This is a genomic window from Curtobacterium sp. UCD-KPL2560, assembly GCF_001705035.1.
Taxonomy (GTDB): Bacteria; Actinomycetota; Actinomycetes; order Actinomycetales; family Microbacteriaceae; genus Curtobacterium.
This window is the reverse complement of the sequence record NZ_MCIG01000002.1, coordinates 121,673-143,143: the sequence shown is the minus strand read 5'-3', so window position 1 is coordinate 143,143 and position 21,471 is coordinate 121,673. Positions and strand designations below refer to the sequence as shown.

21 protein-coding genes are annotated in these 21,471 nt (G+C 71.6%); 17 read left to right on the top strand and 4 right to left on the bottom strand.

What is annotated here, in order from left to right; genetic code table 11:
• Positions 1-86 precede the first annotated feature (86 nt).
• Positions 87-347: a 30S ribosomal protein S20 gene (gene rpsT, locus BEP24_RS01600; protein WP_065959574.1), complete on the bottom strand. Its 261-nt coding sequence runs from the start codon at positions 345-347 to the stop codon at positions 87-89.
• 224 nt (positions 348-571) lie between these two features.
• On the opposite strand from rpsT, the gene BEP24_RS01595 reads away from it, so the two are divergent.
• Together BEP24_RS01595 and lepA are read left to right on the top strand one after the other, a co-directional pair.
• The gene (locus tag BEP24_RS01595; RefSeq protein WP_065959571.1) at positions 572-1,738 is read left to right on the top strand and encodes an aminotransferase class I/II-fold pyridoxal phosphate-dependent enzyme; all 1,167 of its coding nucleotides are present in this window, start codon (positions 572-574) and stop codon (positions 1,736-1,738) included.
• Between the two features lie 155 nt (positions 1,739-1,893).
• Positions 1,894-3,741 (top strand): translation elongation factor 4, encoded by a 1,848-nt coding sequence (gene lepA / locus BEP24_RS01590; protein ID WP_065959570.1) that lies wholly within the window; start codon positions 1,894-1,896, stop codon positions 3,739-3,741.
• A 78-nt stretch (positions 3,742-3,819) separates the two neighbouring features.
• Here lepA and BEP24_RS16800 read toward each other — a convergent pair whose 3' ends face one another.
• Positions 3,820-4,053 (bottom strand): hypothetical protein, encoded by a 234-nt coding sequence (locus BEP24_RS16800; RefSeq protein WP_141693317.1) that lies wholly within the window; start codon positions 4,051-4,053, stop codon positions 3,820-3,822.
• Between the two features lie 187 nt (positions 4,054-4,240).
• On the opposite strand from BEP24_RS16800, the gene BEP24_RS01580 reads away from it, so the two are divergent.
• Positions 4,241-4,888, top strand: a complete 648-nt coding sequence (locus tag BEP24_RS01580; protein WP_065959567.1) for a DUF1990 family protein — start codon at positions 4,241-4,243, stop codon at positions 4,886-4,888.
• A gap of 68 nt (positions 4,889-4,956) precedes the next feature.
• Here BEP24_RS01580 and BEP24_RS01575 read toward each other — a convergent pair whose 3' ends face one another.
• A complete protein-coding gene (locus BEP24_RS01575) occupies positions 4,957-5,649 on the bottom strand; it encodes an HAD family hydrolase (protein ID WP_083229975.1) in 693 nt (230 codons plus the stop codon).
• Positions 5,650-5,678: 29 nt separating this feature from the next.
• Between BEP24_RS01575 and hemW the strand changes: the two genes are divergently transcribed.
• Positions 5,679-6,914 (top strand): radical SAM family heme chaperone HemW, encoded by a 1,236-nt coding sequence (gene hemW / locus BEP24_RS01570; RefSeq protein WP_065959602.1) that lies wholly within the window; start codon positions 5,679-5,681, stop codon positions 6,912-6,914.
• A 60-nt stretch (positions 6,915-6,974) separates the two neighbouring features.
• On the opposite strand, the gene BEP24_RS01565 is transcribed toward hemW, so the two are convergent.
• Entirely contained in the window at positions 6,975-7,382 is a 408-nt protein-coding gene (locus tag BEP24_RS01565) for a DUF4870 domain-containing protein (RefSeq protein ID WP_065959566.1), read from the bottom strand.
• A gap of 108 nt (positions 7,383-7,490) precedes the next feature.
• On the opposite strand from BEP24_RS01565, the gene hrcA reads away from it, so the two are divergent.
• The 13 genes from hrcA (at position 7,491) to leuA (ending at position 21,174) form a co-directional block, all read left to right on the top strand.
• Positions 7,491-8,510 carry a heat-inducible transcriptional repressor HrcA gene (gene hrcA / locus BEP24_RS01560; protein ID WP_065959565.1) on the top strand — a complete coding sequence of 340 codons (1,020 nt, stop codon included), beginning with the start codon at positions 7,491-7,493 and terminating at the stop codon, positions 8,508-8,510.
• Positions 8,511-8,665: 155 nt separating this feature from the next.
• Complete coding sequence (gene dnaJ / locus BEP24_RS01555) at positions 8,666-9,778, top strand: molecular chaperone DnaJ (RefSeq protein WP_065959562.1); 1,113 nt, start codon at positions 8,666-8,668, stop codon at positions 9,776-9,778.
• The gene (locus BEP24_RS01550) at positions 9,778-10,548 is read left to right on the top strand and encodes a 16S rRNA (uracil(1498)-N(3))-methyltransferase (RefSeq protein ID WP_065959560.1); all 771 of its coding nucleotides are present in this window, start codon (positions 9,778-9,780) and stop codon (positions 10,546-10,548) included. The genes dnaJ and BEP24_RS01550 overlap by 1 nt, the downstream gene beginning before the upstream one ends.
• A gap of 48 nt (positions 10,549-10,596) precedes the next feature.
• Positions 10,597-10,947: an HIT domain-containing protein gene (locus BEP24_RS01545; protein WP_065959558.1), complete on the top strand. Its 351-nt coding sequence runs from the start codon at positions 10,597-10,599 to the stop codon at positions 10,945-10,947.
• 67 nt (positions 10,948-11,014) lie between these two features.
• Complete coding sequence (locus BEP24_RS01540) at positions 11,015-11,968, top strand: PhoH family protein (RefSeq protein ID WP_253181528.1); 954 nt, start codon at positions 11,015-11,017, stop codon at positions 11,966-11,968.
• On the top strand, positions 11,965-12,426 hold the full coding sequence (gene ybeY, locus BEP24_RS01535; RefSeq protein WP_065959553.1) for an rRNA maturation RNase YbeY: 462 nt from the start codon (positions 11,965-11,967) through the stop codon (positions 12,424-12,426). The genes BEP24_RS01540 and ybeY overlap by 4 nt, the downstream gene beginning before the upstream one ends.
• Positions 12,427-12,430: 4 nt before the next feature.
• Positions 12,431-13,750, top strand: a complete 1,320-nt coding sequence (locus BEP24_RS01530; RefSeq protein ID WP_065959551.1) for a hemolysin family protein — start codon at positions 12,431-12,433, stop codon at positions 13,748-13,750.
• Positions 13,747-14,679: a GTPase Era gene (gene era / locus BEP24_RS01525; protein ID WP_065959549.1), complete on the top strand. Its 933-nt coding sequence runs from the start codon at positions 13,747-13,749 to the stop codon at positions 14,677-14,679. The genes BEP24_RS01530 and era overlap by 4 nt, the downstream gene beginning before the upstream one ends.
• Before the next feature lie 134 nt (positions 14,680-14,813).
• Positions 14,814-16,052 (top strand): histidine kinase, encoded by a 1,239-nt coding sequence (locus BEP24_RS01520; RefSeq protein ID WP_253181525.1) that lies wholly within the window; start codon positions 14,814-14,816, stop codon positions 16,050-16,052.
• Positions 16,049-16,735 (top strand): response regulator transcription factor, encoded by a 687-nt coding sequence (locus BEP24_RS01515; protein ID WP_065959545.1) that lies wholly within the window; start codon positions 16,049-16,051, stop codon positions 16,733-16,735. The genes BEP24_RS01520 and BEP24_RS01515 overlap by 4 nt, the downstream gene beginning before the upstream one ends.
• A gap of 235 nt (positions 16,736-16,970) precedes the next feature.
• Complete coding sequence (locus BEP24_RS01510) at positions 16,971-17,723, top strand: ABC transporter ATP-binding protein (protein ID WP_065959543.1); 753 nt, start codon at positions 16,971-16,973, stop codon at positions 17,721-17,723.
• Entirely contained in the window at positions 17,720-19,120 is a 1,401-nt protein-coding gene (locus BEP24_RS01505) for an FtsX-like permease family protein (RefSeq protein ID WP_065959542.1), read from the top strand. Before BEP24_RS01510 ends, BEP24_RS01505 begins: the two co-directional genes overlap by 4 nt.
• A 278-nt stretch (positions 19,121-19,398) precedes the next feature.
• Entirely contained in the window at positions 19,399-21,174 is a 1,776-nt protein-coding gene (gene leuA, locus BEP24_RS01500; protein WP_065959541.1) for a 2-isopropylmalate synthase, read from the top strand.
• Positions 21,175-21,471 lie beyond the last annotated feature (297 nt).

Here is a 21,471-nt window from a genome sequence, read left to right as displayed (position 1 = left end):
GCCCGGCACCCCACCACCCGCCACCCCCGCACACGACGAAGGCCCCGCACCTTCCGGTACGGGGCCTTCGAGCAGCGCTCAGGAGATCAGAGCGAAGCAACCTTCTTGGCGATGGCCGACTTGCGGTTCGCCGCCTGGTTCTTGTGGATGACGCCCTTGCTCACGGCCTTGTCGAGCTTCTTGCCCGCGAGGGCGAGTGCTGCAACGGCCTTGTCCTTGTCACCGGCGGCGACGGCCTCGTTCGTGTGACGGATGACCGTCTTGAGCTCCGAACGGTAGGCCTTGTTGCGCTCCTGGGCCTTGAGGTTGGTCTTGATGCGCTTGATCTGCGACTTGATGTTCGCCATGCGTGTTGCTCCTTCGTCGTCTCTACGGGTGGTCGCGACCGCTGGGTAGAGGGGCCCTTGGTCGCATCGCGTTCCACCCGTGGGCGGGGAACGCGGAAGCCAGCAAGCAACACTACCAGCACGACGAGCCGCGACAAAGCACCGCGGGTCGGTGCCTGACGAGCCGCGCCGGGACCCCGGGCCGCGGAAACCGGGCCGCAACACGCAGCCGCTACCGTGACGGGATGCCCTCACTCGCGCCCCGGATCGACTCCGTCCCCGCCTCCGGCATCCGCCGCGTGTACGAGCAGGCCGCGCTCCTCCAGGCCGACGGCACGGACGTCGCGATGCTCGTGATCGGCGAGCCCGACGTCCCGGTCGCGGCGCACATCGGCGAGGCAGCCCGTCGGGCGTGGTCGGAGGACCGCACGGACTACACGCCGAACGGCGGCATCGCACCGCTGCGCGAGGCCGTCCGGCAGAAGCTCCTGCGCGAGAACCGCATCGAGGTCGACCTCGAGCAGGTCTGGATGACGATCGGTGCCAGCCAGGCGCTGTTCCAGGCGATGACGCTCGTGCTCAGCCCGGGCGACGAGGTGCTCGTCCCGGACCCCGGCTACACGACGTTCACGATGAACGCGCACATCCTCGGCGCGACGCCGGTGCCGTACCGGCTCGAGCCGCAGCACGGGTTCGAGCCGGACCTCGAGGCGCTCGAGGCGAGCATCACCGAGCGCACCCGGGCCCTCGTGGTGAACTCGCCGTCGAACCCCCTCGGCTCGGTCTTCAGCGAGGACACGCTCCGCGGGTTGCTGGCCCTGGCGAAGCGACACGACCTCTGGGTGATCAGCGACGAGGTCTACGAGTACTTCACCTACGGCACCCGGCACGTCAGCCTGGCCGCCCTCGACGAGGACGACCGCGTCTTCACGGCGTTCTCGCTCAGCAAGACGTACGCCATGACGGGCGTCCGTGTCGGGTACCTCGTGACGCCGAAGGGCCTCGGCGCGACCATGCGGACCGTGCAGGAGTCGATGATCAGCTGCGTCGCCGAGCCCGACCAGTGGGCAGCGCTCGCGGCGATCGTCGGGGACCACCAGGCCGTGCAGGACGCCCGTGAGCACTACCGCGCCAACCTGGTCGTGGCGAAGGAGGTCCTCGACGACGCCGGCATACGGTACCTCGACCCGCGCGGCGCCTTCTACCTGTGGGTCGACGTCTCCCACGCCGCCGAGGGCGACGTCGCCGCTTGGGCGCTCGCCCTGCTGCACCGCGAGCACGTCGCCGTCGCGCCCGGGAGCGCGTTCGGTCGGTCGGGCGAGGGCTGGATCCGCGTCTGCCTCGCGGCGACCGCCGACGACCTCCGCCGTGGCCTGGGCGCGCTGCCCGCCCCCGCCTCGGTGACCGTCTGACGGACGGGAGGCCCGTGACGGCGCCGCCACGGGCCTCCCGTCCGTCCTCCACAGCGACCGATGCGCCGGCCGGTCTCCACAGGGACGGCAGCGCTGCGCGCTGTCCGCGCGCAGGCGTGGGACAATCGTTCGACCGCCCCGACCCCTGAGGAACCGTGAGCCCACAAGCATCCGCGCCGCTCGAGCCCGCCGCGACCCCGGCCGAGGCGATCCGCAACTTCTGCATCATCGCGCACATCGACCACGGCAAGTCCACGCTGGCCGACCGCATGCTGCAGATCACCGGCATCGTCGAGGACCGGGCGATGCGCGCGCAGTACCTCGACCGCATGGACATCGAGCGCGAGCGCGGCATCACGATCAAGTCGCAGGCGGTCCGCATGCCGTGGGAGCTCGACGGCGAGACCTTCGCGCTGAACATGATCGACACCCCGGGGCACGTCGACTTCTCGTACGAGGTCTCCCGCTCCCTCGCCGCGTGCGAGGGAGCGATCCTGCTCGTCGACGCCGCCCAGGGGATCGAGGCGCAGACGCTCGCGAACCTGTACCTGGCGCTCGAGAACGACCTCGAGATCATCCCGGTCCTCAACAAGATCGACCTGCCGGCGGCCGACCCGGACAAGTACGCGGCCGAGCTCGCGCAGCTCATCGGCGGCAAGCCCGAGGACGTCCTTCGCGTCTCGGGCAAGACCGGCGTCGGCGTCCCGGAGCTCCTCGACCGCGTGGTGCGCACCGTGCCGCAGCCCGTCGGCAACGTCGACGCGGCGCCGCGCGCGATGATCTTCGACTCGGTCTACGACAGCTACCGCGGCGTCGTGACCTACGTGCGGATGGTGGACGGCACGATCCACCCGCGCGAGAAGGTCCAGATGATGTCGACGAAGTCGACGCACGAGATCCTCGAGATCGGTGTCTCCTCGCCGGAGCCGACCCCGACCAAGGGGCTCAGCGTCGGCGAGGTCGGCTACCTGATCACCGGCGTGAAGGACGTCCGCCAGTCGAAGGTCGGCGACACCGTCACGACGGCGCAGAAGCCCGCGACCGAAGCGCTGGCCGGCTACACCGACCCGAAGCCGATGGTCTTCTCGGGCCTGTACCCGATCGACGGTTCCGACTACCCGGACCTGCGCGAAGCCCTCGACAAGCTCAAGCTGTCGGACGCAGCCCTCGTGTACGAGCCGGAGACCTCGGTCGCGCTCGGCTTCGGCTTCCGCTGTGGCTTCCTCGGCCTGCTGCACCTCGAGATCATCACCGAGCGATTGTCCCGCGAGTTCGGGCTCGACCTCATCACCACCGCCCCGAGCGTGATCTACGAGGTCACGAACGAGGACAACACGGTGGTCGAGGTCACGAACCCGTCCGAGTTCCCGGGCGGCCGCATCCTCGAGGTCCGCGAGCCGATGGTCCGCGCGGCCATCCTCGCCCCGAAGGACTACGTCGGCGCGATCATGGAGCTGTGCCAGTCGCGCCGCGGCTCCCTGCTCGGCATGGAGTACCTGGGCGAGGACCGCGTCGAGATCCGCTACGAGATCCCCCTCGGCGAGATCGTGTTCGACTTCTTCGACCAGCTGAAGAGCAAGACGCAGGGCTACGCGTCGCTCGACTACGAACCGACCGGCGACCAGGCGGCCGACCTCGTCAAGGTCGACATCCTGCTGCAGGGCGAACAGGTCGACGCGTTCAGCGCGATCGTGCACCGCGACAAGGCCTACGCGTACGGCACCCTCATGACCGAGCGGCTGCGCAAGCTCATCCCGCGCCAGCAGTTCGAGGTGCCGATCCAGGCTGCCATCGGCGCACGCATCATCGCCCGCGAGAGCATCCGCGCGATGCGCAAGGACGTCCTCGCGAAGTGCTACGGCGGTGACATCACCCGCAAGCGCAAGCTCCTCGAGAAGCAGAAGGAAGGCAAGAAGCGCATGAAGATGGTGGGCCGCGTCGAGGTCCCGCAGGAAGCCTTCATCGCTGCGCTCTCCGGGGACGTCGAAGAGAAGAAGAAGTAGGGCGGTCCGGCCGATGGGTCGGGACCGGGTACCCCTGGTCCCGACGGGTCAGGACCGGGTACCCCTGATCCCGACGGGTCAGGACCGGGTCCGCCCGGTCCTGACGACGGCGACCACCAGCGCCGGGAACGCCGCGACCGCCAGGCCGCCGAGCGTGGTGCGCAGCAGGACGAGTCCCGTCGCGGTGCCGAAGTCCGTCGTCCCGGCGAGCATCGCACCGACGAGTGCGGCTCCGAGCCCGAGCGCCACGACGGCGGCGCCGAGCACCCACGGGGTCGCGGGCAACACCGCGTTCCGGACGACCCCGGGCACGCGCACACGGTAGCGACCCTGCGGACGCGTGTCGTGCCTCCAGTCCGGGGCCCGCGGCCGAGCGCAACCGGCTGCGCCGAGCGCGGCGACCGACATGGGCACCGGGCCCAGCGACGCGACCGGCCGCGCGAACGCGGTCACCGACCAGCGGACCGGCCCCGCCGACGAGCCCGGGTAGGCTTGCCGCATGAGTTCCCGCGGCAGCTACCGGACCTCCTTGACGTACGGCGCCGTCGGCGCGACGCAGGCGGCGGACCTCATGACCTACCCGCCCGAGGGGTTCACCCCGGCGGAGTCCCGCGGCCGGATCGGGCACGGCGACCAGCGCTTCGAGACCGCGGTCACGCAGGCCCTGACGTGGCAGATCCAGGAGCGCAGCGGCATCCGCGTCCGCGTCGAGGACCAGCCCGACGACGACGAGGTCCGCTACAACCCGGTGACGTTCGACGAGCACGGGGTGCCGGTCGCGCCGGCCTCGATCGGCACGCCCCGGGTCGAGAAGTTCGCCGCCGACGGCACGCCGCTCATGACGGCGGGCACCACCGCGACGCTCGAGATGCACGCGTTCGGCCAGACGGTGCACGCGCCGGTGCGGGTCGTGTCGATCATCGACGAGCCCGACCGGAAGGGCTTCGCCTACGGCACCCTCGAGGGGCACCCGCTCTCGGGCGAGGAGTCGTTCGTCGTCGAGCGCACCCCGGACGGCTCGGTGTGGCTGCAGATCCGGCAGTTCTCGCAGCCCTCCAGCCGGAAGTGGCAGTTCGTGGCACCGCTCGTCCGTCGGCAGCAGCGGACGATGGCGGCGAAGTACCTCGTCGCACTCCGCGGCGACTGACGACACGGCGACTGACGACGCGGCGACTGACGACCGACGACGCGACGACCGATGACGCGGCGACCGTGTCAGCGCAGCGGCGGCAGCGCCGCGATCGCCTCCTCGAGCAGGTCGGCGTCCTGCACGCAGTCCCGGGCCACCGCCACGGCGTCCGTGCGCCGGAGGGCATCGACGTCGTAGACGCCCGTCGCCACCGCGACGAACGGGATGCCGACGGCGTCGGCTGCCTCGCCGTCACGCGGGGTGTCGCCGACGATCGCCGCCCGCGTCCCGCTGAGCGCGGCGGCCGCGACCGCGGTGACCCCGGTGCGCTCGACCTCGGTGTCGCCGAAGTACGAATGTTCCCAGTCGAACGCGCCGAGGTCGAACCCGGCGCCCTGGAGCTTGACCCGGGCGCGGTGCTCGGAGTTGCCCGTCAGCAGGCCGTTGCGCCACCCGAGCTCGGCGAACCGGGCGACCAGCGCGATCGCGCCGGGGGCGGGGGAACGGCGTTCGCCCCGTCCGTACCGCTCGTCGGTGAGGTCGCGCAGGTGGTCGCTGACGGTCGGGATGAGCGCGTCGTCGAGGTCGTGGGCCCGGACGTGCTCGGCGATGAGCCCGGCGTCGGTCCGACCGTGCTGGTGCCCGACGCGCAGGGCGAGGTCCCTCCCGACCGCGCGTTCGAGGGCCAGGTGGTACAGGTTGCCCGGCGACGCGGCGTTCAGGACGAGGGTGCCGTCGATGTCCCACAGCACCGTGGTGGGGACGGTGTGGTGCTCCATGTCCTCCATCATGGCCGAGAATGGAGCCCATGCCGAGTGCTCTCCCGATCGCCGACCCCGCCCCGGCGGACGGGCTGCTCACCCCCGGCGCCGGTGCCGGCGACGTCCCCTTCGGTGTGTACGTGCACGTCCCGTTCTGCCGGGTGCGCTGCGGGTACTGCGACTTCAACACGTACACGGCGTCCGAGCTGCGCGGGGTCCGGCGTGACGACTACGCCGGCCACGCCGTGCGCGAGGTCCGGTGGGCGGCCGAGGTGCTCGACCGGTCCGGCGTCCCGCGGCGCCCGGTGTCGACGGTGTTCTTCGGTGGCGGGACCCCGACGATGCTGCCCGCGTCCGACCTCGCGATGATCCTGCGCGCGATCGACGACACCTGGGGGATCCTGCCCGGCGCCGAGGTCACGACCGAGGCGAACCCGGACTCGGTGGACGCCGACGCGATCGCGACCCTGCAGCGCGCGGGCTTCACGCGCATGAGCTACGGCATGCAGTCGGCGGTGCCGCAGGTGCTCGCGACCCTCGACCGGACGCACGACCCCGAGCGCGTGCCGGTCGTCGTCGACCTGGCGAAGCAGCAGGGGCTCGACGTGAGCCTCGACCTCATCTACTCGACGCCCGGCGAGTCCCTCGACGACTGGCGCACGTCGCTCGACGCCGCGCTCGCCTGCGAGCCGGACCACGTGTCCGCCTACTCGCTCATCGTCGAGGACGGCACGGCGATGGGTCGCGCGGTGTCGCGGGGCGAGCTCCCGGCGCCCGACGACGACCTCGCGGCCGACATGTACGAGCTCGCCGACCGGGTCCTCGCGGACGCCGGGTACGGCTGGTACGAGGTCTCGAACTGGGCCCGGCTCGACGCGGACGGCGGGACGGACCGGCACGCGAGCCGGCACAACCTGTCCTACTGGAAGGGGCACGACTGGTGGGGCATCGGCCCGGGTGCGCACTCGGCCGTGGCCGGCACCCGCTGGTGGAACGTGAAGCACCCGGCGGCGTACGCCGCCCGTGTGCTGCAGGGGGAGTCGCCGGCCGCCGGTCGCGAGACACTCGACGACGACACCCGGTACGTCGAGCGGGTCCTGCTCGCCGCGCGGGTGCGCGGCGAACTGACGACGGCAGAGCTCGGCCGGGAGGCCCGTGGCCGCGTCGCCAGCCTCATCGCGCGTGGTCTCGTGGACGGCTCGGCCGCGGTGCGGGGACGGCTCGAGTTGACCCTGCAGGGTCGCCTGCTCGCCGACGCCGTCGTGCGGGAACTGCTCGACTGAGCGCGCCGCGGTGCGTGCGCCGGGGCGGCCACGACGCGGCCACCCCGGCGGACGTCGTGCCTACTGCTTGATGAACTCGATCGAGAGCGGGTACTTGTACATCTCGCCGCGGTTCGCCGCGACGGCCGCCAGGATCGCGAAGACGATCGTGACGATGCCGGCGGCGGCGATGAGCAGGAATCCCACGAGCACGATCGACAGGATCGACCCGGCGACGTAGACGATCGCCATCGTGATGTGGAAGTTCAGCGCGACGCGGGTGTGCTCGCGGACGAACGCGCCACGGTCGCGCAGCACGAGGTACGCGACGAGCGGCACGACGAACGAGAAGAAGACGCCGCCGATGTGGGTGAGGGTCGCCCACAGGCGCTGGTCCTCCGGCGACATCTGCTGCGGCGGGGTGTACCCGCCGGGGTACTGCGGTCCTCCGGGGGACTGGGGGCCGCCGGGCTGCTGTCCGTAGCTCATGGCCAGAGCGTAGCGGGAGGGACGCTCCCGGTCCCGGTCCGTCGGCGGTCGGGCGTAGGATCAGCAGTCGAGACGTCCGAGTGCCAGCATCGAACGGAAGGGGTCCGGATGGTCAGCGAACGCTCCCTCGAGGTCCTCAAGGCGATCGTGCGGGACTACGTCGCGTCGCGCGAACCCGTCGGCTCGAAGTCGATCGTGGACCGCCACGCGTTCGGGGTCAGTGCCGCCACGATCCGCAACGACATGGCCCTGCTCGAGGACGAGCAGCTCATCGCGGCCCCGCACACCTCGTCCGGACGGGTGCCGACCGACAAGGGGTACCGGGTGTTCGTCGACCACCTCGCCGCGGCCCGACCGTTGTCCTCGGCCCAGCGCCACGCGATCGAGACCTTCCTCGGCACCCCGAACGACCTCGACGAGGTCCTCGGGCGGACCGTCCGCCTGCTCAGCCAGCTCACGAACCAGGTCGCCCTCGTCCAGTACCCGTCGATGGTCCGCGCACGCGTGCAGCACGTCGAGCTGGTCCGACTGGGCGACACCCGGCTCATGGTCGTGCTCATCACGGACACCGCGCGGGTCGAGCAGCGCGTCGTCGAGACCGACGTCCCGCTCGACGAAGCCGCGCTCGGCGAGCTCCGCTCCGTCCTGAACGGTGCCTCCGTCGGCCTGCTCCTGCAGGACGTGGCCCGCGCACTGCGCGAGGTGCCGCAGCAGCTCCGGCCGGACGTCCAGGCGCTCGGCGGCGTCGTCGTCGCGACGCTCATCGAGCAGGTCGCGGCGAACCGGCAGGACCGCCTCGTGATGGCCGGCGCGGCCAACCTCGCCAAGAGCGAACGGGACTTCTCCGGCGGCCTGTTCCCCGTGCTCGAGGCGATCGAGGAACAGGTGACCCTGCTGCGGTTGTTCGGCGAGATGCAGGTGGACGACGTCGCCGTCGCCGCGAGCATCGGCGTCGAGAACGCCGAGTACGGGCTCGACGCGACGAGCGTCGTCGCCGGCGGGTACCTCGCCGGGGGCGAGGTCGCGCGCCTCGGCGTGCTCGGCCCGACCCGGATGGACTACGGCACGAACATGGCCGCCGTGCGCGCCGTCGCACGGTACCTGTCCAAGCTGCTGGGCGAACATTGAGCCCCGCCGCGCCCCACCCGGGCGCGGTGCCCCGCTGACGGGCACCGCGCCTCCAGACCGACCACCGGCGCGGCGCCAGCCGCACCGAGCCGGTGCCGCCGTCCCGGCGGCGCCCACCAGACCGAACCGACCGACTCCGACCGACTGAGGGATACGTGGCAGACCACTACGACGTCCTCGGCGTCCAGCAGGACGCCTCCGATGCCGACATCAAGAAGGCCTACCGCCGCCTGGCGCGTGAGCTCCACCCGGACGTGAACCCGAGTCCCGACGCGGCCGAGCGCTTCAAGGACGTCACGCACGCGTACGACGTGCTGAGCGACCCCGAGCAGCGCCGGCGCTACGACGCCGGCCCGCAGGCCGACAGCCCGTTCGGCGGGGGAGCCGGCGGGTTCAGCGACATCTTCGACGCCTTCTTCGGTGGCGGCGGTGGTGGCGGACGCGGCAACGGCCCGCGCAGTCGTGCCGAGCGCGGCCAGGACGCCCTGCTCCGCATCGAGGTCGACCTCGACGAGGTCGTCTTCGGCACCCACAAGGACGTCGAGGTCGACACCGCCGTGCTCTGCGAGACCTGCAACGGGTCGTGCTGCGCCCCGGGCACGAGCCCGCGCACGTGCGACATCTGCGGCGGCTCCGGGCACATCCAGCGCCAGGTCCGCTCGCTGCTCGGCAACGTCGTCACGAGCGCACCCTGCGGTACGTGCCGCGGGTACGGCACCGTCATCCCGAGCCCCTGCCCGACGTGTCAGGGCCAGGGACGCGTCCGTGCCCGCCGCACCATCCCCGTCGACGTGCCCGCCGGGGTCGAGACCGGGCTGCGCCTGCAGATGCCGGGCCAGGGCGAGGTCGGGCAGGCCGGCGGTCCCGCCGGTGACCTGTACCTCGAGGTCAAGGTCCGACACCACGACGTGTTCAGCCGCGACGGCGACGACCTGCTCGCGACGCTGGAGGTCCAGATGACCGACGCGATCCTCGGCACGACGACGACCATCGACGGCCTCGACGGCCCGGTCGAGCTCGAGCTGCGCCCCGGCGTGCAGAGCGCCGACGTGCTCGTCGTGAAGGACCGCGGCGTCACCAAGCTCCGGGGCAACGGCCGCGGTGACCTGCGCGTCGGCGTGCAGGTCGTGACCCCGACCAAGCTGTCGCACAAGGAACGCCAGCTCGTCGAGCAGCTCGCGAAGTCGCGCAAGGCCGGCGGCCCGCAGCTCGCGCGGTTCCAGCAGGGCATGTTCGGCAAGCTGCGCGACCGCTTCCTGCACTTCTGATGGCCTCGCTCTACACGGTCGACGCGGGGACGCTCGACGACGTCGCGGTCGGTGCCGAGGTGCTGCTCGACGGCGCCGAGGGTCGGCACGCGGCGACCGTCGCGCGGGTCCGGGTGGGGGAGACCCTGCGGATCGCGGACGGTGCCGGCACCGTCGTGACGGGCGCGGTGTCGGCGGTCGGCCGTGACACCGTGACCGTCGTCGTCGCGTCCCGGGCCGAGGAACCCGCTCCGCGTCCGGCGCTCGTGCTCGTGCAGGCGCTGGCGAAGGGTGGCCGCGACGAGATGGCGGTGCAGGCGGCCACCGAGATCGGCGTCGACCGCATCGTGCCCTGGTCGGCCGCGCGCAGCGTCTCCCGGTGGGAGGGCACGAAGGTCGAGAAGGGCCGGGCACGGTGGGCCGCCATCGCACACGAGGCGGCGAAGCAGGCCGTGCGTGCACGTGTCCCCGCCGTCGACGCGCCCGTGACGACCGCGCAGCTGGCCGGACTCGTCGCCGCCGGGGCACCGGCCGGGGGCGACGGCACCCGGACCGTGGTGCTCGTGCTCGATCCCGTCGGCGCCGAGCGACTGTCCGCCTGGGCGCCGCCGGCGGACGTCGACGAGATCGTCCTGGCCGTCGGACCCGAGGGCGGCATCGACGGGTCGGAGTTCGACCGGCTCGAGGGCGCGGGCGCGGTCCGCGTGCGGCTCGGGGACACCGTGCTGCGGACCTCCACGGCCGGTCCGGCCGCGCTCGCCGTCCTGCAGACGCGCCTCGGACGCTGGTGAGCCCCTCGGGGAAGGCCCGGCGTCGGTCGCGGGTTCTACGATGGTGACATGAGCAGCACCCCGAGCGTCTTCTCGAAGATCATCGCGCGCGAGATCCCGGCGACCGTCGTCGCCGAGGACGACCGCGTGATCGCCATCGAGGACATCGCGCCGCAGGCCCCGGTGCACGTGCTCGTGATCCCGAAGACCGAGTACCGCGACGTCGCCGCCCTGGCAGCGGCCGACCCGGACCTCCTCGCCCACGTCGTCGCCACCGCGCAGCGCATCGCGGACGAGCGGGCCGACGGCCAGTTCCGACTCGTCTTCAACACCGGCGAAGCCGCCGGCCAGACCGTGTTCCACGTGCACGCGCACGTCCTCGCAGGTGAACTGCACGAAGGGAATCTCCTTGCCGGTTGACGCGACCGCCCACCCCGAGCCCGACCCCACGGACGTCACCGACGACATCCACGTGGACGGGATCGCCATGGTCCAGCTCCTCGGACCGCAGGACCGCCTGCTGAAGACCGTCGAGCGGCAGTACCCGGCGGTCCGTGTGCTCGTCCGGGGCAACGAGGTCACGCTGTCCGGGCCCGAGCGGGACGTCGCCCGGGCGCACGCGCTCGTCGACGAACTCGTCGGGATGGTCCGGCGTGGGCAGGACATCGGCCAGGCCGACATCCCGACCTCGGCTCGGATCCTGGACGAGGACCGCAAACCGTCCGACACGTTCGGCACGCCGATCGTCGCGAGCCGCGGCAAGTCGGTGCGGCCGAAGACGGACGGCCAGCGCGCCTACGTCGACGCGATCGACCAGCACACCATCACGTTCGGCATCGGCCCGGCCGGTACCGGCAAGACCTACCTCGCGATGGCCAAGGCCGTGCAGGCGCTCCAGCGGCGCGAGGTGAACCGCATCATCCTGACGCGTCCCGCGGTCGAGGCCGGCGAGCGTCTCGGCTTCCTGCCGGGCACGCTGACCGACAAGATCGACCCGTACCTGCGCCCGCTCTACGACGCGCTGAACGAGATGATGGACCCGGAGCTCGTCCCGAAGCTCCTCGCCGCCGGCACCGTCGAGGTCGCGCCGCTGGCGTACATGCGCGGTCGGACGCTGAACGACTCGTTCGTCATCCTCGACGAGGCGCAGAACACCACGCCCGAGCAGATGAAGATGTTCCTGACCCGCCTCGGCTTCGGCTCGAAGATGGTCGTCACGGGCGACATCACGCAGGTCGACCTGCCCGGCAACCTGTCCGGACTCCGACTCGTGACCCGGATCCTCGGCGACGTCGACGACATCCACTTCGCCCGGCTCGGCAGCGGGGACGTGGTCCGCCACACGCTCGTCGGCCGGATCGTCGACGCGTACACGGTCTACGACGAAGAGCGGCTCGCCGAACAGGCCGGCCACCAGAACGCCCGAGGAGGCACCCGGTGAGCATCGAGCTCAACAACGAGTCCGGTGTCGAGGTCGACGAGGCAGCCATCCAGCGCCTCGCCGCCTTCGCACTCGACGCGCTGCACGTCCACGCGGACGCGGAGCTCGCGATCGTCCTGGTCGACGAGGGCGCCATGGAGCAGCTGCACGTGCGGTGGATGGACGAACCCGGTCCGACCGACGTGCTGAGCTTCCCGATGGACGAGCTCCGCCCGGGCACCGAGGACGACCCGACGCCGGCCGGTCTGCTCGGCGACATCGTGGTCTGCCCGCAGGTCGCCGCCGAGCAGGCGAAGACCGCCGGGCACACGACCACGGACGAGATGCTCCTGCTCACGTGCCACGGCATCCTGCACCTGCTCGGGTTCGACCACGCCGAGCCCGACGAGAAGGCCGAGATGTTCGGACTGCAGGGCGAGATCCTGTCCGGCTTCGCGGCCCAGCGTCGCGGGCGGTGACCTGATGGTGCTCGTCGTCGCCCTGCTCGTGGTGGCGTTCGTGCTCGTCGTGGTCGGGGGGCTCCTCGCCGCGTCCGACGCGGCGCTGTCCGTGCTGTCGCGCGCGGACCTCGACGAGATCGCGCGTGACAGCAAGCACCGTCGCGCGATCGAGGCCGTCGCCGACGACGTGGGCGCGCACGTCAACGCACTCAACTTCGTCCGGGTCCTGGCCGAGACCGCCGCCGCGGTGCTCGTCACGATCGCGCTCGTCACCGTGTTCGACACCTGGTGGGTCGCCCTCGTCGTCTCCGCGGCGATCATGACCGCCGTGTCGTTCGTGCTCGTCGGCTCGAGCCCGCGGAGCGTCGGTCGGGCGCACGCCGAACGGCTCATCGGCACCACCGGCGGGTTCGTCCGGGCGGTCCGCATCGTGCTCGGCCCGCTCGCCGGGCTCCTGGTCGCGATCGGCGACCGGGTGACGCCGGGCCGTGGCGACAGCGCCTCGACGGTCTCGAGCGAGGAGCAGCTGCTCTCGCTCGTCGACGAGGCCACCGAGAGCAACGTCCTCGAACAGGACGACCGCGAGCTCATCCACTCGGTGTTCGAGTTCAGCGACACCCTGGTGCGCGAGGTCATGGTGCCCCGTACCGACATGCTCACCGTGGACGGCGACGACACGCTCGCCGCGGGCATGGAGCAGTTCCTGGTCGCGGGGGTCTCCCGCATGCCCGTCACGGGCAAGGACAGCGACGACGTGCTCGGCGTGCTCTACCTGCGCGACGTGTCGCGTGCCCTGTACGAGCGTCCGGGTGCCGGTCAGGAGCCGGTGACCGGTCTCCTGCGACCGGCCGAGTTCGTGCCCGACTCGAAGCACGCCGACGACACGTTGCGCCACATGCAGGTCGCCAAGAACCACCTGGTGCTCGTGGTCGACGAGTACGGCGGCGTCGCGGGCCTGGTCACGATGGAGGACCTCATCGAGGAGCTCGTCGGGGACATCTCGGACGAGTACGACCGCGCCGTGGTCGACCGCACCGAGCTCACCCCCGGCACCTGGCGGGTCTCGGCCCGACTCCCGATCGACGAACTCGGCGACCTGTTCGGCGTCGAGCTCGACGACGACGACGTCGACACCGCCGGTGGACTGCTCACCAAGGAACTCGGTCGGCTCCCGGTGCGCGGCGAACAGGTCACCGTGTCCGGCATCGTGCTGACCGCCGACCGGGTCGAGGGCAAACGGCGACACCTGCTCACGGTCCTCGCCGAACGCACCGCCGCACTGCACGACGCCGAGGACGCCCTCGACATCACGACTCCGACCACGACGGGAACGAACGCATGACCGACACCGAACCGAACGCACCCGAGCGGCCGTACCGCGCCGGGTTCGTGTCCTTCGTCGGCCGACCGAACGTGGGCAAGTCCACGCTGACGAACGCCCTGGTCGGCGAGAAGGTCGCCATCACGTCCTCGAAGCCGCAGACGACCCGCCGCGCGATCCGCGGCATCGTGCACCGGCCCGACGGCCAGGTCATCATCGTCGACACCCCGGGTGTGCACCGTCCCCGGACGCTGCTCGGCGAACGGCTGAACGACCTCGTGCAGTCGACCCTCGGCGACGTCGACGTCATCGGGTTCTGCGTCCCCGCGAACGAGCCGATCGGCCCCGGGGACCGCTGGATCAACGAGTCGCTCGACCAGTACCCGCGCGCGAAGAAGGTCGCGATCGTCACGAAGATCGACCGCACCCCGAAGGACCGCGTCGGCGAACAGCTGCTCGCGGTGTCCCGGCTGCGCGAGTGGGACGCCATCGTGCCGACGTCGGGTACCGAGGGCCTGCAGCTCGAGGCCCTGCTCGGCGAGATCACGTCACTGCTGCCGGAGTCGCCCCAGCTGTACGACTCGACCACGGTGACCGAGGAGACTGACGAGGAACGCATCGGCGAGCTGATCCGCGAGGCCGCGCTCGAGGGCGTCCGCGACGAACTCCCGCACTCGCTCGCGGTCGTCATCGAGGACGTCGTCGAACCGGACGAGGACGACGACCCGGACGGACCGCTCCGCATCTTCGCCAACCTGTTCGTCGAGCGCGACAGCCAGAAGGCGATCGTCATCGGTCGTGGCGGCGAGCGGCTGAAGGACGTCGGGTCGCGTGCCCGGACCGAGATCGAGGCGCTGCTCGGCGGCCGCCACGTGTACCTGAACATCCGGGTCAAGGTCGCCAAGGAGTGGCAGCGCGACCCGAAGCAGCTCGGTCGCCTCGGGTTCTGACGGCCCGCGGGTCGACCACCGTCGGCTCGACACCGGAGGGCGCACCGGCCGGCGGTCGTGACGGTGCCGGTCGACCGCGACGGGTCATCCGCGGGATGGACGCGTCGCGACCGTCCGGGACGTACCGTGGGGTGGTGTTCCGCCCCATGCTCCGCGCGCAGATCGCCACCGACGTGGTGGTGGCGGCGGTCATCGGTGCGTTCTTCCTGGTGACCAGGAGCGACGGGTGGCCCGACGCCGTCTCGACCCTGGTCATCGTCGGGCTGAGCAGTGCCCTGGCGCTCCGGCGACTCGCGCCGGGCCTCGCGCTGGCCGTCGCCTGGGCGGTCGCGGTCCTGCAACTCGTGACCTGGCAGCCGCCCGACCCGCTCAACGCCCTGATCGGGGGCGTCACGTACACGACGAGCGCCTACGGGAGCCGACGTGTCCGCCTCGCGGGCCTGGTCTCGGCGATCAGCGGTTCGTTCATCGCAGCGGGCTACACCGCGCTCCAGGACCTGCGGACGTTGGAGGACTCGGGTCGCGACGCGCGGCTCCCCGGGCAGGAGCTCCAGCTGGTCCTCGGCGTGTTCGCGGCGGTCCTGCTCGTGCTGCTCCTGCCGTGGCTCGCGGGGCTCGTCCGGCGCGCGCGACAGGCAGCCAGCATGAGCCGCGAGGCGCTCCTCCTCGCCGAGCGCGATGCCGCTCGCGCCGACCGTGCCGTCGCCGTCGAGCAGGAACGCGTCCGCATCGCCCGCGACATGCACGACATCGTGGCCCACTCGCTCGCGGTCGTCATCGCCCAGGCGGACGGCGCCCGGTACGCCCTGAAGGCCGACCCCGCGATCGCCGACCAGGCCCTCAGCACGATCTCGAGCACCGCACGGAGTGCACTGGGCGACGTCCGCGAGCTGCTCGGCGCCCTGCGGCACGAACAGGGGACCGCGCCGACGCCGGCGATCGACGACCTCGACCAGCTGGTCACGAGCATGCGCGACGTCGGGCTCGACGTGCGCGTCGACCGTGAGGGTGACCCGGCCGGGTTGCCCACCACGACCCAGCTCGCGGTGTACCGGATCATCCAGGAGAGCCTGACGAACGCGTGGAAGCACGGCGAGCCGGGCGCGCCCGTGCACGCCGCCCTGACCTACCGTCCGGACACCGTCGAGATCACCGTCGTCAACCGCCGCGCGCAGGACGGCGCGAGCGGCCCGGGCACCGGGCACGGACTCGTCGGCATGCGGGAGCGCGCCGTGATGACCGGCGGCTCGATGACCGCCGGCCCCCGTGGCGACGACTTCACCGTGGCCGTCCGGATGCCGACGGTCCCCGCGAGCGGCCAGGTGCCGCGCGGACGCATCACCCCGACCGAGCAGGAGCACACCCGCCGATGACCTCCACCCCGCCGACCGCCCGCATCCGGGTCGCACTCGTCGACGACCAGGCGTTGTTCCGCACCGGGATCCGCATGCTCATCGACTCGCAGCCCGACCTGCAGTTCGTCGGCGAGGCCGGTGACGGCGCGGAGGGTGTCGAACTCGTCCGGCGCTCCCGCGCGGACGTCGTGCTCATGGACGTGCGCATGCCGGTCATGGACGGCATCACCGCGACCGCGCAGATCGTCGAACAGGGCGGCGCCGACGCGACCAAGGTGCTCGTGCTCACCACCTTCGACTTCGACGAGGCGGCCGCGAAGGCGATCCGGGCCGGCGCGAGTGGCTTCGTGCTCAAGGACGCGGACCCGGAGTTCCTCCTCGCGGCCGTCCGGACCGTGCACGCCGGTACCGCGGTGTTCGCCGCGTCGGCGACCCGGGAGCTCCTGCGACGGTACGAGGACCCCACCGCCCACGCGGTCCCGGTCCCGGCTGCCTTCGCGGAGCTGACGCCGCGCGAGCGGGAGATCTTCGACCTCGCGGCACGGGGGTTCAGCAACAGCGAGATCGCCCAGCACGAGTACGTGAGCGAGGCGACGGTCAAGACGCACATCTCGCGGGTGCTCACGAAGCTCGACCTGCGGGACCGCGTCCGGCTCGTCGTGTTCGCCCACGAGCACGGTCTGGTGCCGAAGGCCGACTGACCGGGCGGCGGGCCGGACGGACGGCGGGCCGACGGTCCGAGGTGTCCCCGCGCAGATCGGCTGCCGGCTGCCCGGCTGCCCGGCTGCCCGGCTGTCCGGCTGCCCGGCTGCCCGGCTGACGGACGGTCGGTCCTCCGATCGGATGACTCCTGCACACCAGACCGAGCCGAGCGGCCCATCCACAGGAGCCGTCGGGCCGACGCGGGACGGGCCTCCCGGTCGCGATCCTGGGTGCATGACCACGACGCAGAAACCGATCATCAGACTGGACCACGTCTCGAAGCACTACGGGGACACGTCCCGGCGCGTGACGGCGCTCGACGACGTCAGCGTGGACATCGGGGCCGGCGAGTTCACGGCGGTGATGGGGCCGTCCGGTTCGGGCAAGTCGACCCTCATGCACGTCGCCGCGGGCCTCGACGCGGTGTCGTCGGGACGCATCCAGATCGACGGTGTCGAGATCACCGGGCTCGCCGACCGCGAGCTCACCGAACTCCGGCGTCGACGACTCGGTTTCGTGTTCCAGTCCTTCAACCTCGTGCCGACGCTCGACGTCGGCGAGAACATCCGGCTCCCGTTCCTGCTCGGCGGCGGGGCTCCCAGTGCCGACGAACGCGCCTGGATCGACCGGCTCGTCGACAGGCTGGGACTGAGCGACCGGCTGACGCACCGCCCCCACCAGCTCTCCGGCGGACAGCAGCAGCGCGTGGCGATCGCGCGCGCACTCGCCTCGCGTCCCGCGGTGGTCGTCGCCGACGAACCGACGGGCGCACTCGACTCGCGCACCGGTCGCGACGTGCTCGCGATCCTGCGTGGAGCGGTGCAGGAGTGGGGGCAGAGCGTCGTCATGGTGACGCACGACCCGACCGCTGCGGCCAACGCCGACCGGATCCTCTTCCTGGCCGACGGCCGGATCGTCGACGACCGTCCTGCGATGACGGCCACCGAGATCTCCGCCACGATGCTCGGGATGGAGGCCGCAGCGTGAGCGGGCTCCGCTCCTTCGCGCCGACGATCCTCGTCGCCGCCCTCGGCACGACCTTCGGGTCGGCGCTCGTGATCGCCCCGGGCATCGTCACCGAGGCGCTCGCCACGACCGGGTTCGGCGACCTCGGGGCGATCCGCGCGATCCTGTCCGTCCTCGGGTGGCTGTTCCTCGCGATCGCGCTGTACGTCGGCGCCGTCGTCACGGCCAACACCTGCGCCACGATCATCGCCGGGCAGACCCGGATCCTGGCGCTGCAACGGCTCATCGGTGCGACCGGCGCGTCGCTCCGGGCACGGATCACCCGGACCGGGTTGCTCGTCGGTGTCGTCGGCGCGGCGATCGGTGTCGTCGTGGGGACCGGCCTCTCCGCGCTCTTCGTCGTCGCCCTGCGGGGGAACGGCTTCCTGCCGGACACGACGTACACGCTCGTCCCGGTCGAGCTCGTCCTGCCGGCGGTCGCCGTCGTGCTCGCGACCTGGGGCGCCTTCGCTGCCGGCTCCCGCCGGGTGCTCCGCGTGACCCCGCTGCAGGCGCTGTCGGAGGACGTCGAACCCACCCATGAGGACGTCCGCTCCGGCAAGGCCCGCACCGTGTGGGCGATCGTGCTGGTCGCCGCCGGGGTCCTGCTCATGCTGGTCGGCTTGGCGTTCAGCCCGGTGTCGCCGTCCGCCGTCCTCCCGGCGGCGCTCGGTGGGTTCGTGTCCTTCGCCGGCATCAGCGTCGGCGCTGCCGTCGTGATGCCGCCCGTCCTGCAGCTCATCGGTCGGATCGGGTCGTCGGACCCGGTCGTGCTCCTCGCCGGACGGAACGCGATGCGTGCGCCCGCACGGTCGTCGCGCGCCACGATCGGCCTCGTCATCGGCGTCACGCTGCTGGTGACGTTCGCCGTCGCGTTCGGGATCATGGAGCAGGTGCTGACCCAGCAGCTCGTCGCGATGGACGACGGATCGATGACGCCCGCGATGCTCGACGCGCAGCGGGGCTTCTTCGCCCAGGTGAACGCCGTGGTCGACGTGGTCGTCGGGTTCTCCGCGGTGATCGCAGCCGTCGGTGTCGTGAACGCCCTGGCGTTGAGCGTGATGCAGCGGCGACGAGAGCTCGGACTGCTGCGGGTGCTCGGTCTGACGGGTGCCCAGGTCCGCCGGATGATCGTGACCGAGGCCGTGCAGATGGTCACGGCTGCGGTGGTCACGGGCCTCGTGCTCGGCACCTGCTACGGATGGGTCGGCGGGCAGACGATGCTCGGGTCGATCGGTCGCGTCGTCACCCCGGTCCTGCCGCTCGGTACCGTCGGGGCGGTCGTCCTCGGTGCACTGGTCCTCGCGGTCGTCGCGACCGTGGCGCCGGTGCGGCGTGCCGTCCGCGTGTCGCCGACGCAGGCGCTCGCCGTCGACTGACCCGCGCCGTCGCGCCGGACGCCGCTCGCGGACCGCCGCCGGTCCCGACGGACACCGGAGGGCTGGGCGGGCGGCGTCCGCCGCTCACCGTCACGCACTTGCACCGTGCTGGTGTACCAGTGCTACGGTGGCAGCGATGTACTCGGCGCTCCTCCTCCTTCGCTGCCGCGACGAGGCCTGACACTCGGCCCACCTCGTCGCGGAGTCCGTCGTGGCCACCCACCAGCACCGACCAGGTGCAGCGCCCACCGTGGCGTGACGACGAAAGCGACCAGACGATGCAGAACACGCAGCGCCCCTCCGGGATGCCGATCCACAAGTACGTCCCGTTCCACGATCAGATCCGTGTCGACCTGCCCGACCGCACCTGGCCGACGAAGCGCATCGACCGGGCACCTCGGTGGTGCGCGGTCGACCTGCGCGACGGCAACCAGGCCCTGATCGACCCGATGGACGCCGAGCGCAAGCGGGCGATGTTCGACCTGCTCGTCCGCATGGGCTACAAGGAGATCGAGGTCGGGTTCCCGAGTGCCTCGCAGACCGACTTCGACTTCGTCCGCAGCCTGATCGACGACGGCGCCATCCCGGACGACGTGACGATCCAGGTCCTGACCCAGGCGCGTGAGCACCTCATCGACCGCACGTACGAGGCGATCGACGGCGCGAAGCAGGCCATCGTGCACCTGTACAACTCGACCTCGGTCGTGCAGCGCGAGGTCGTCTTCCGCACCGACGTCCAGGGTGTGGTGGACATCGCGGTGGCCGGGGCGCACATGTGCAAGGCGGCCGAGGCGCGGTTGCAGCACGACACCACGATCTACTACGAGTACTCGCCGGAGTCCTACACGGGCACCGAACTCGAGGTCGCCGTGCAGATCTGCAACGCCGTGCTCGAGGTGTTCGAGCCGACCCCGGAGCGCAAGGTCATCATCAACCTGCCCGCCACGGTCGAGATGGCGACGCCGAACGTCTACGCCGACTCGATCGAGTGGATGTCCCGGAACCTGGCGCACCGCGAGGACGTCATCCTCTCGCTGCACCCGCACAACGACCGTGGCACCGCGGTGGCCGCAGCGGAGCTCGGCTACATGGCCGGTGCCGACCGCATCGAGGGCTGCCTGTTCGGCAACGGGGAGCGGACCGGCAACGTCGACCTCGTCGCCCTCGGCATGAACCTGTTCACCCAGGGCATCGACCCCGAGGTCGACTTCAGCGACATCGACCAGGTCAAGCGCACGGTCGAGTACTGCAACCAGCTGCCCGTCCCCGAGCGCCAGCCGTGGGCCGGCGACCTGGTCTACACGGCGTTCAGCGGCTCGCACCAGGACGCCATCAAGAAGGGCTTCGACGCGATGCAGGCGAAGGCCGCGGCCGCCGGCACGACCGTCGACGAGATCGCCTGGGCGGTCCCGTACCTGCCGGTCGACCCGAAGGACATCGGGCGGTCCTACGAGGCCGTCATCCGCGTCAACTCGCAGTCCGGCAAGGGCGGCGTTGCGTACCTGCTCAAGACCGACCACGCGATCGACCTGCCCCGCAAGCTGCAGATCGAGTTCTCGGGCGTCGTGCAGCAGCGCACCGACACCGAGGGTGGCGAGTTCTCGTCCGAGCGCATCTGGGACCTGTTCCGCGACGAGTACCTGCCCGCCGACGACGAGTCGGACAAGTGGGGTCGCTACGAGATCACGAAGACCGCCACGTCGAGCGACTTCGACGGCACGACGAAGCTCTCGGTCGCGATGCGCGTCGACGAGGGCTCCGTGACGTCGGACGCCGTCGGCACCGGTCCGGTCGACGCGTTCCTGACGGTGATGCGCGGCCAGGGCGTCGACGTGACCCTCTACGACTACTCAGAGCACACGATGAGCGCATCGGGCGACGCGAAGGCCGCGGCCTACGTCGAGCTCGACGTCGACGGCACGCGGCTCTGGGGTGTCGGGATCGACGCCGACATCGCGACGGCGTCCCTCAAGGCGATCGTGTCCGCGGTGAACCGCGCGGTGCGCGCGGGTGCGGCGTCCGGCTCGCCCACTCCGGAGCTCGTCTCCGCCTAGTCGCGGTCGCGACCACCGGACGGGAGGCGCGGTGCGGGTCCGTCCCGCACCGCGCCTCCCGTCCGTCCCGCTTCCCCGCCGCGCTCGGTGGCGGCTCGGCACCGGCTCGGATCGCGGTCGAGCGGCCGAGATGTGGCACGTTCGGTGCCTTCCGGCGACGTGTTCCGCTCGTGGGGTGGGACGCGTACGGCGTGTCCTGCCCGCTCGGGCCGGCCGACGGMGCGGGGAGCGGACCGACGGCGCCGGGCGCGGATCGGTGTCGAGTGGGCGCGATGTGTCACGTTCGGTGCCTTCCGG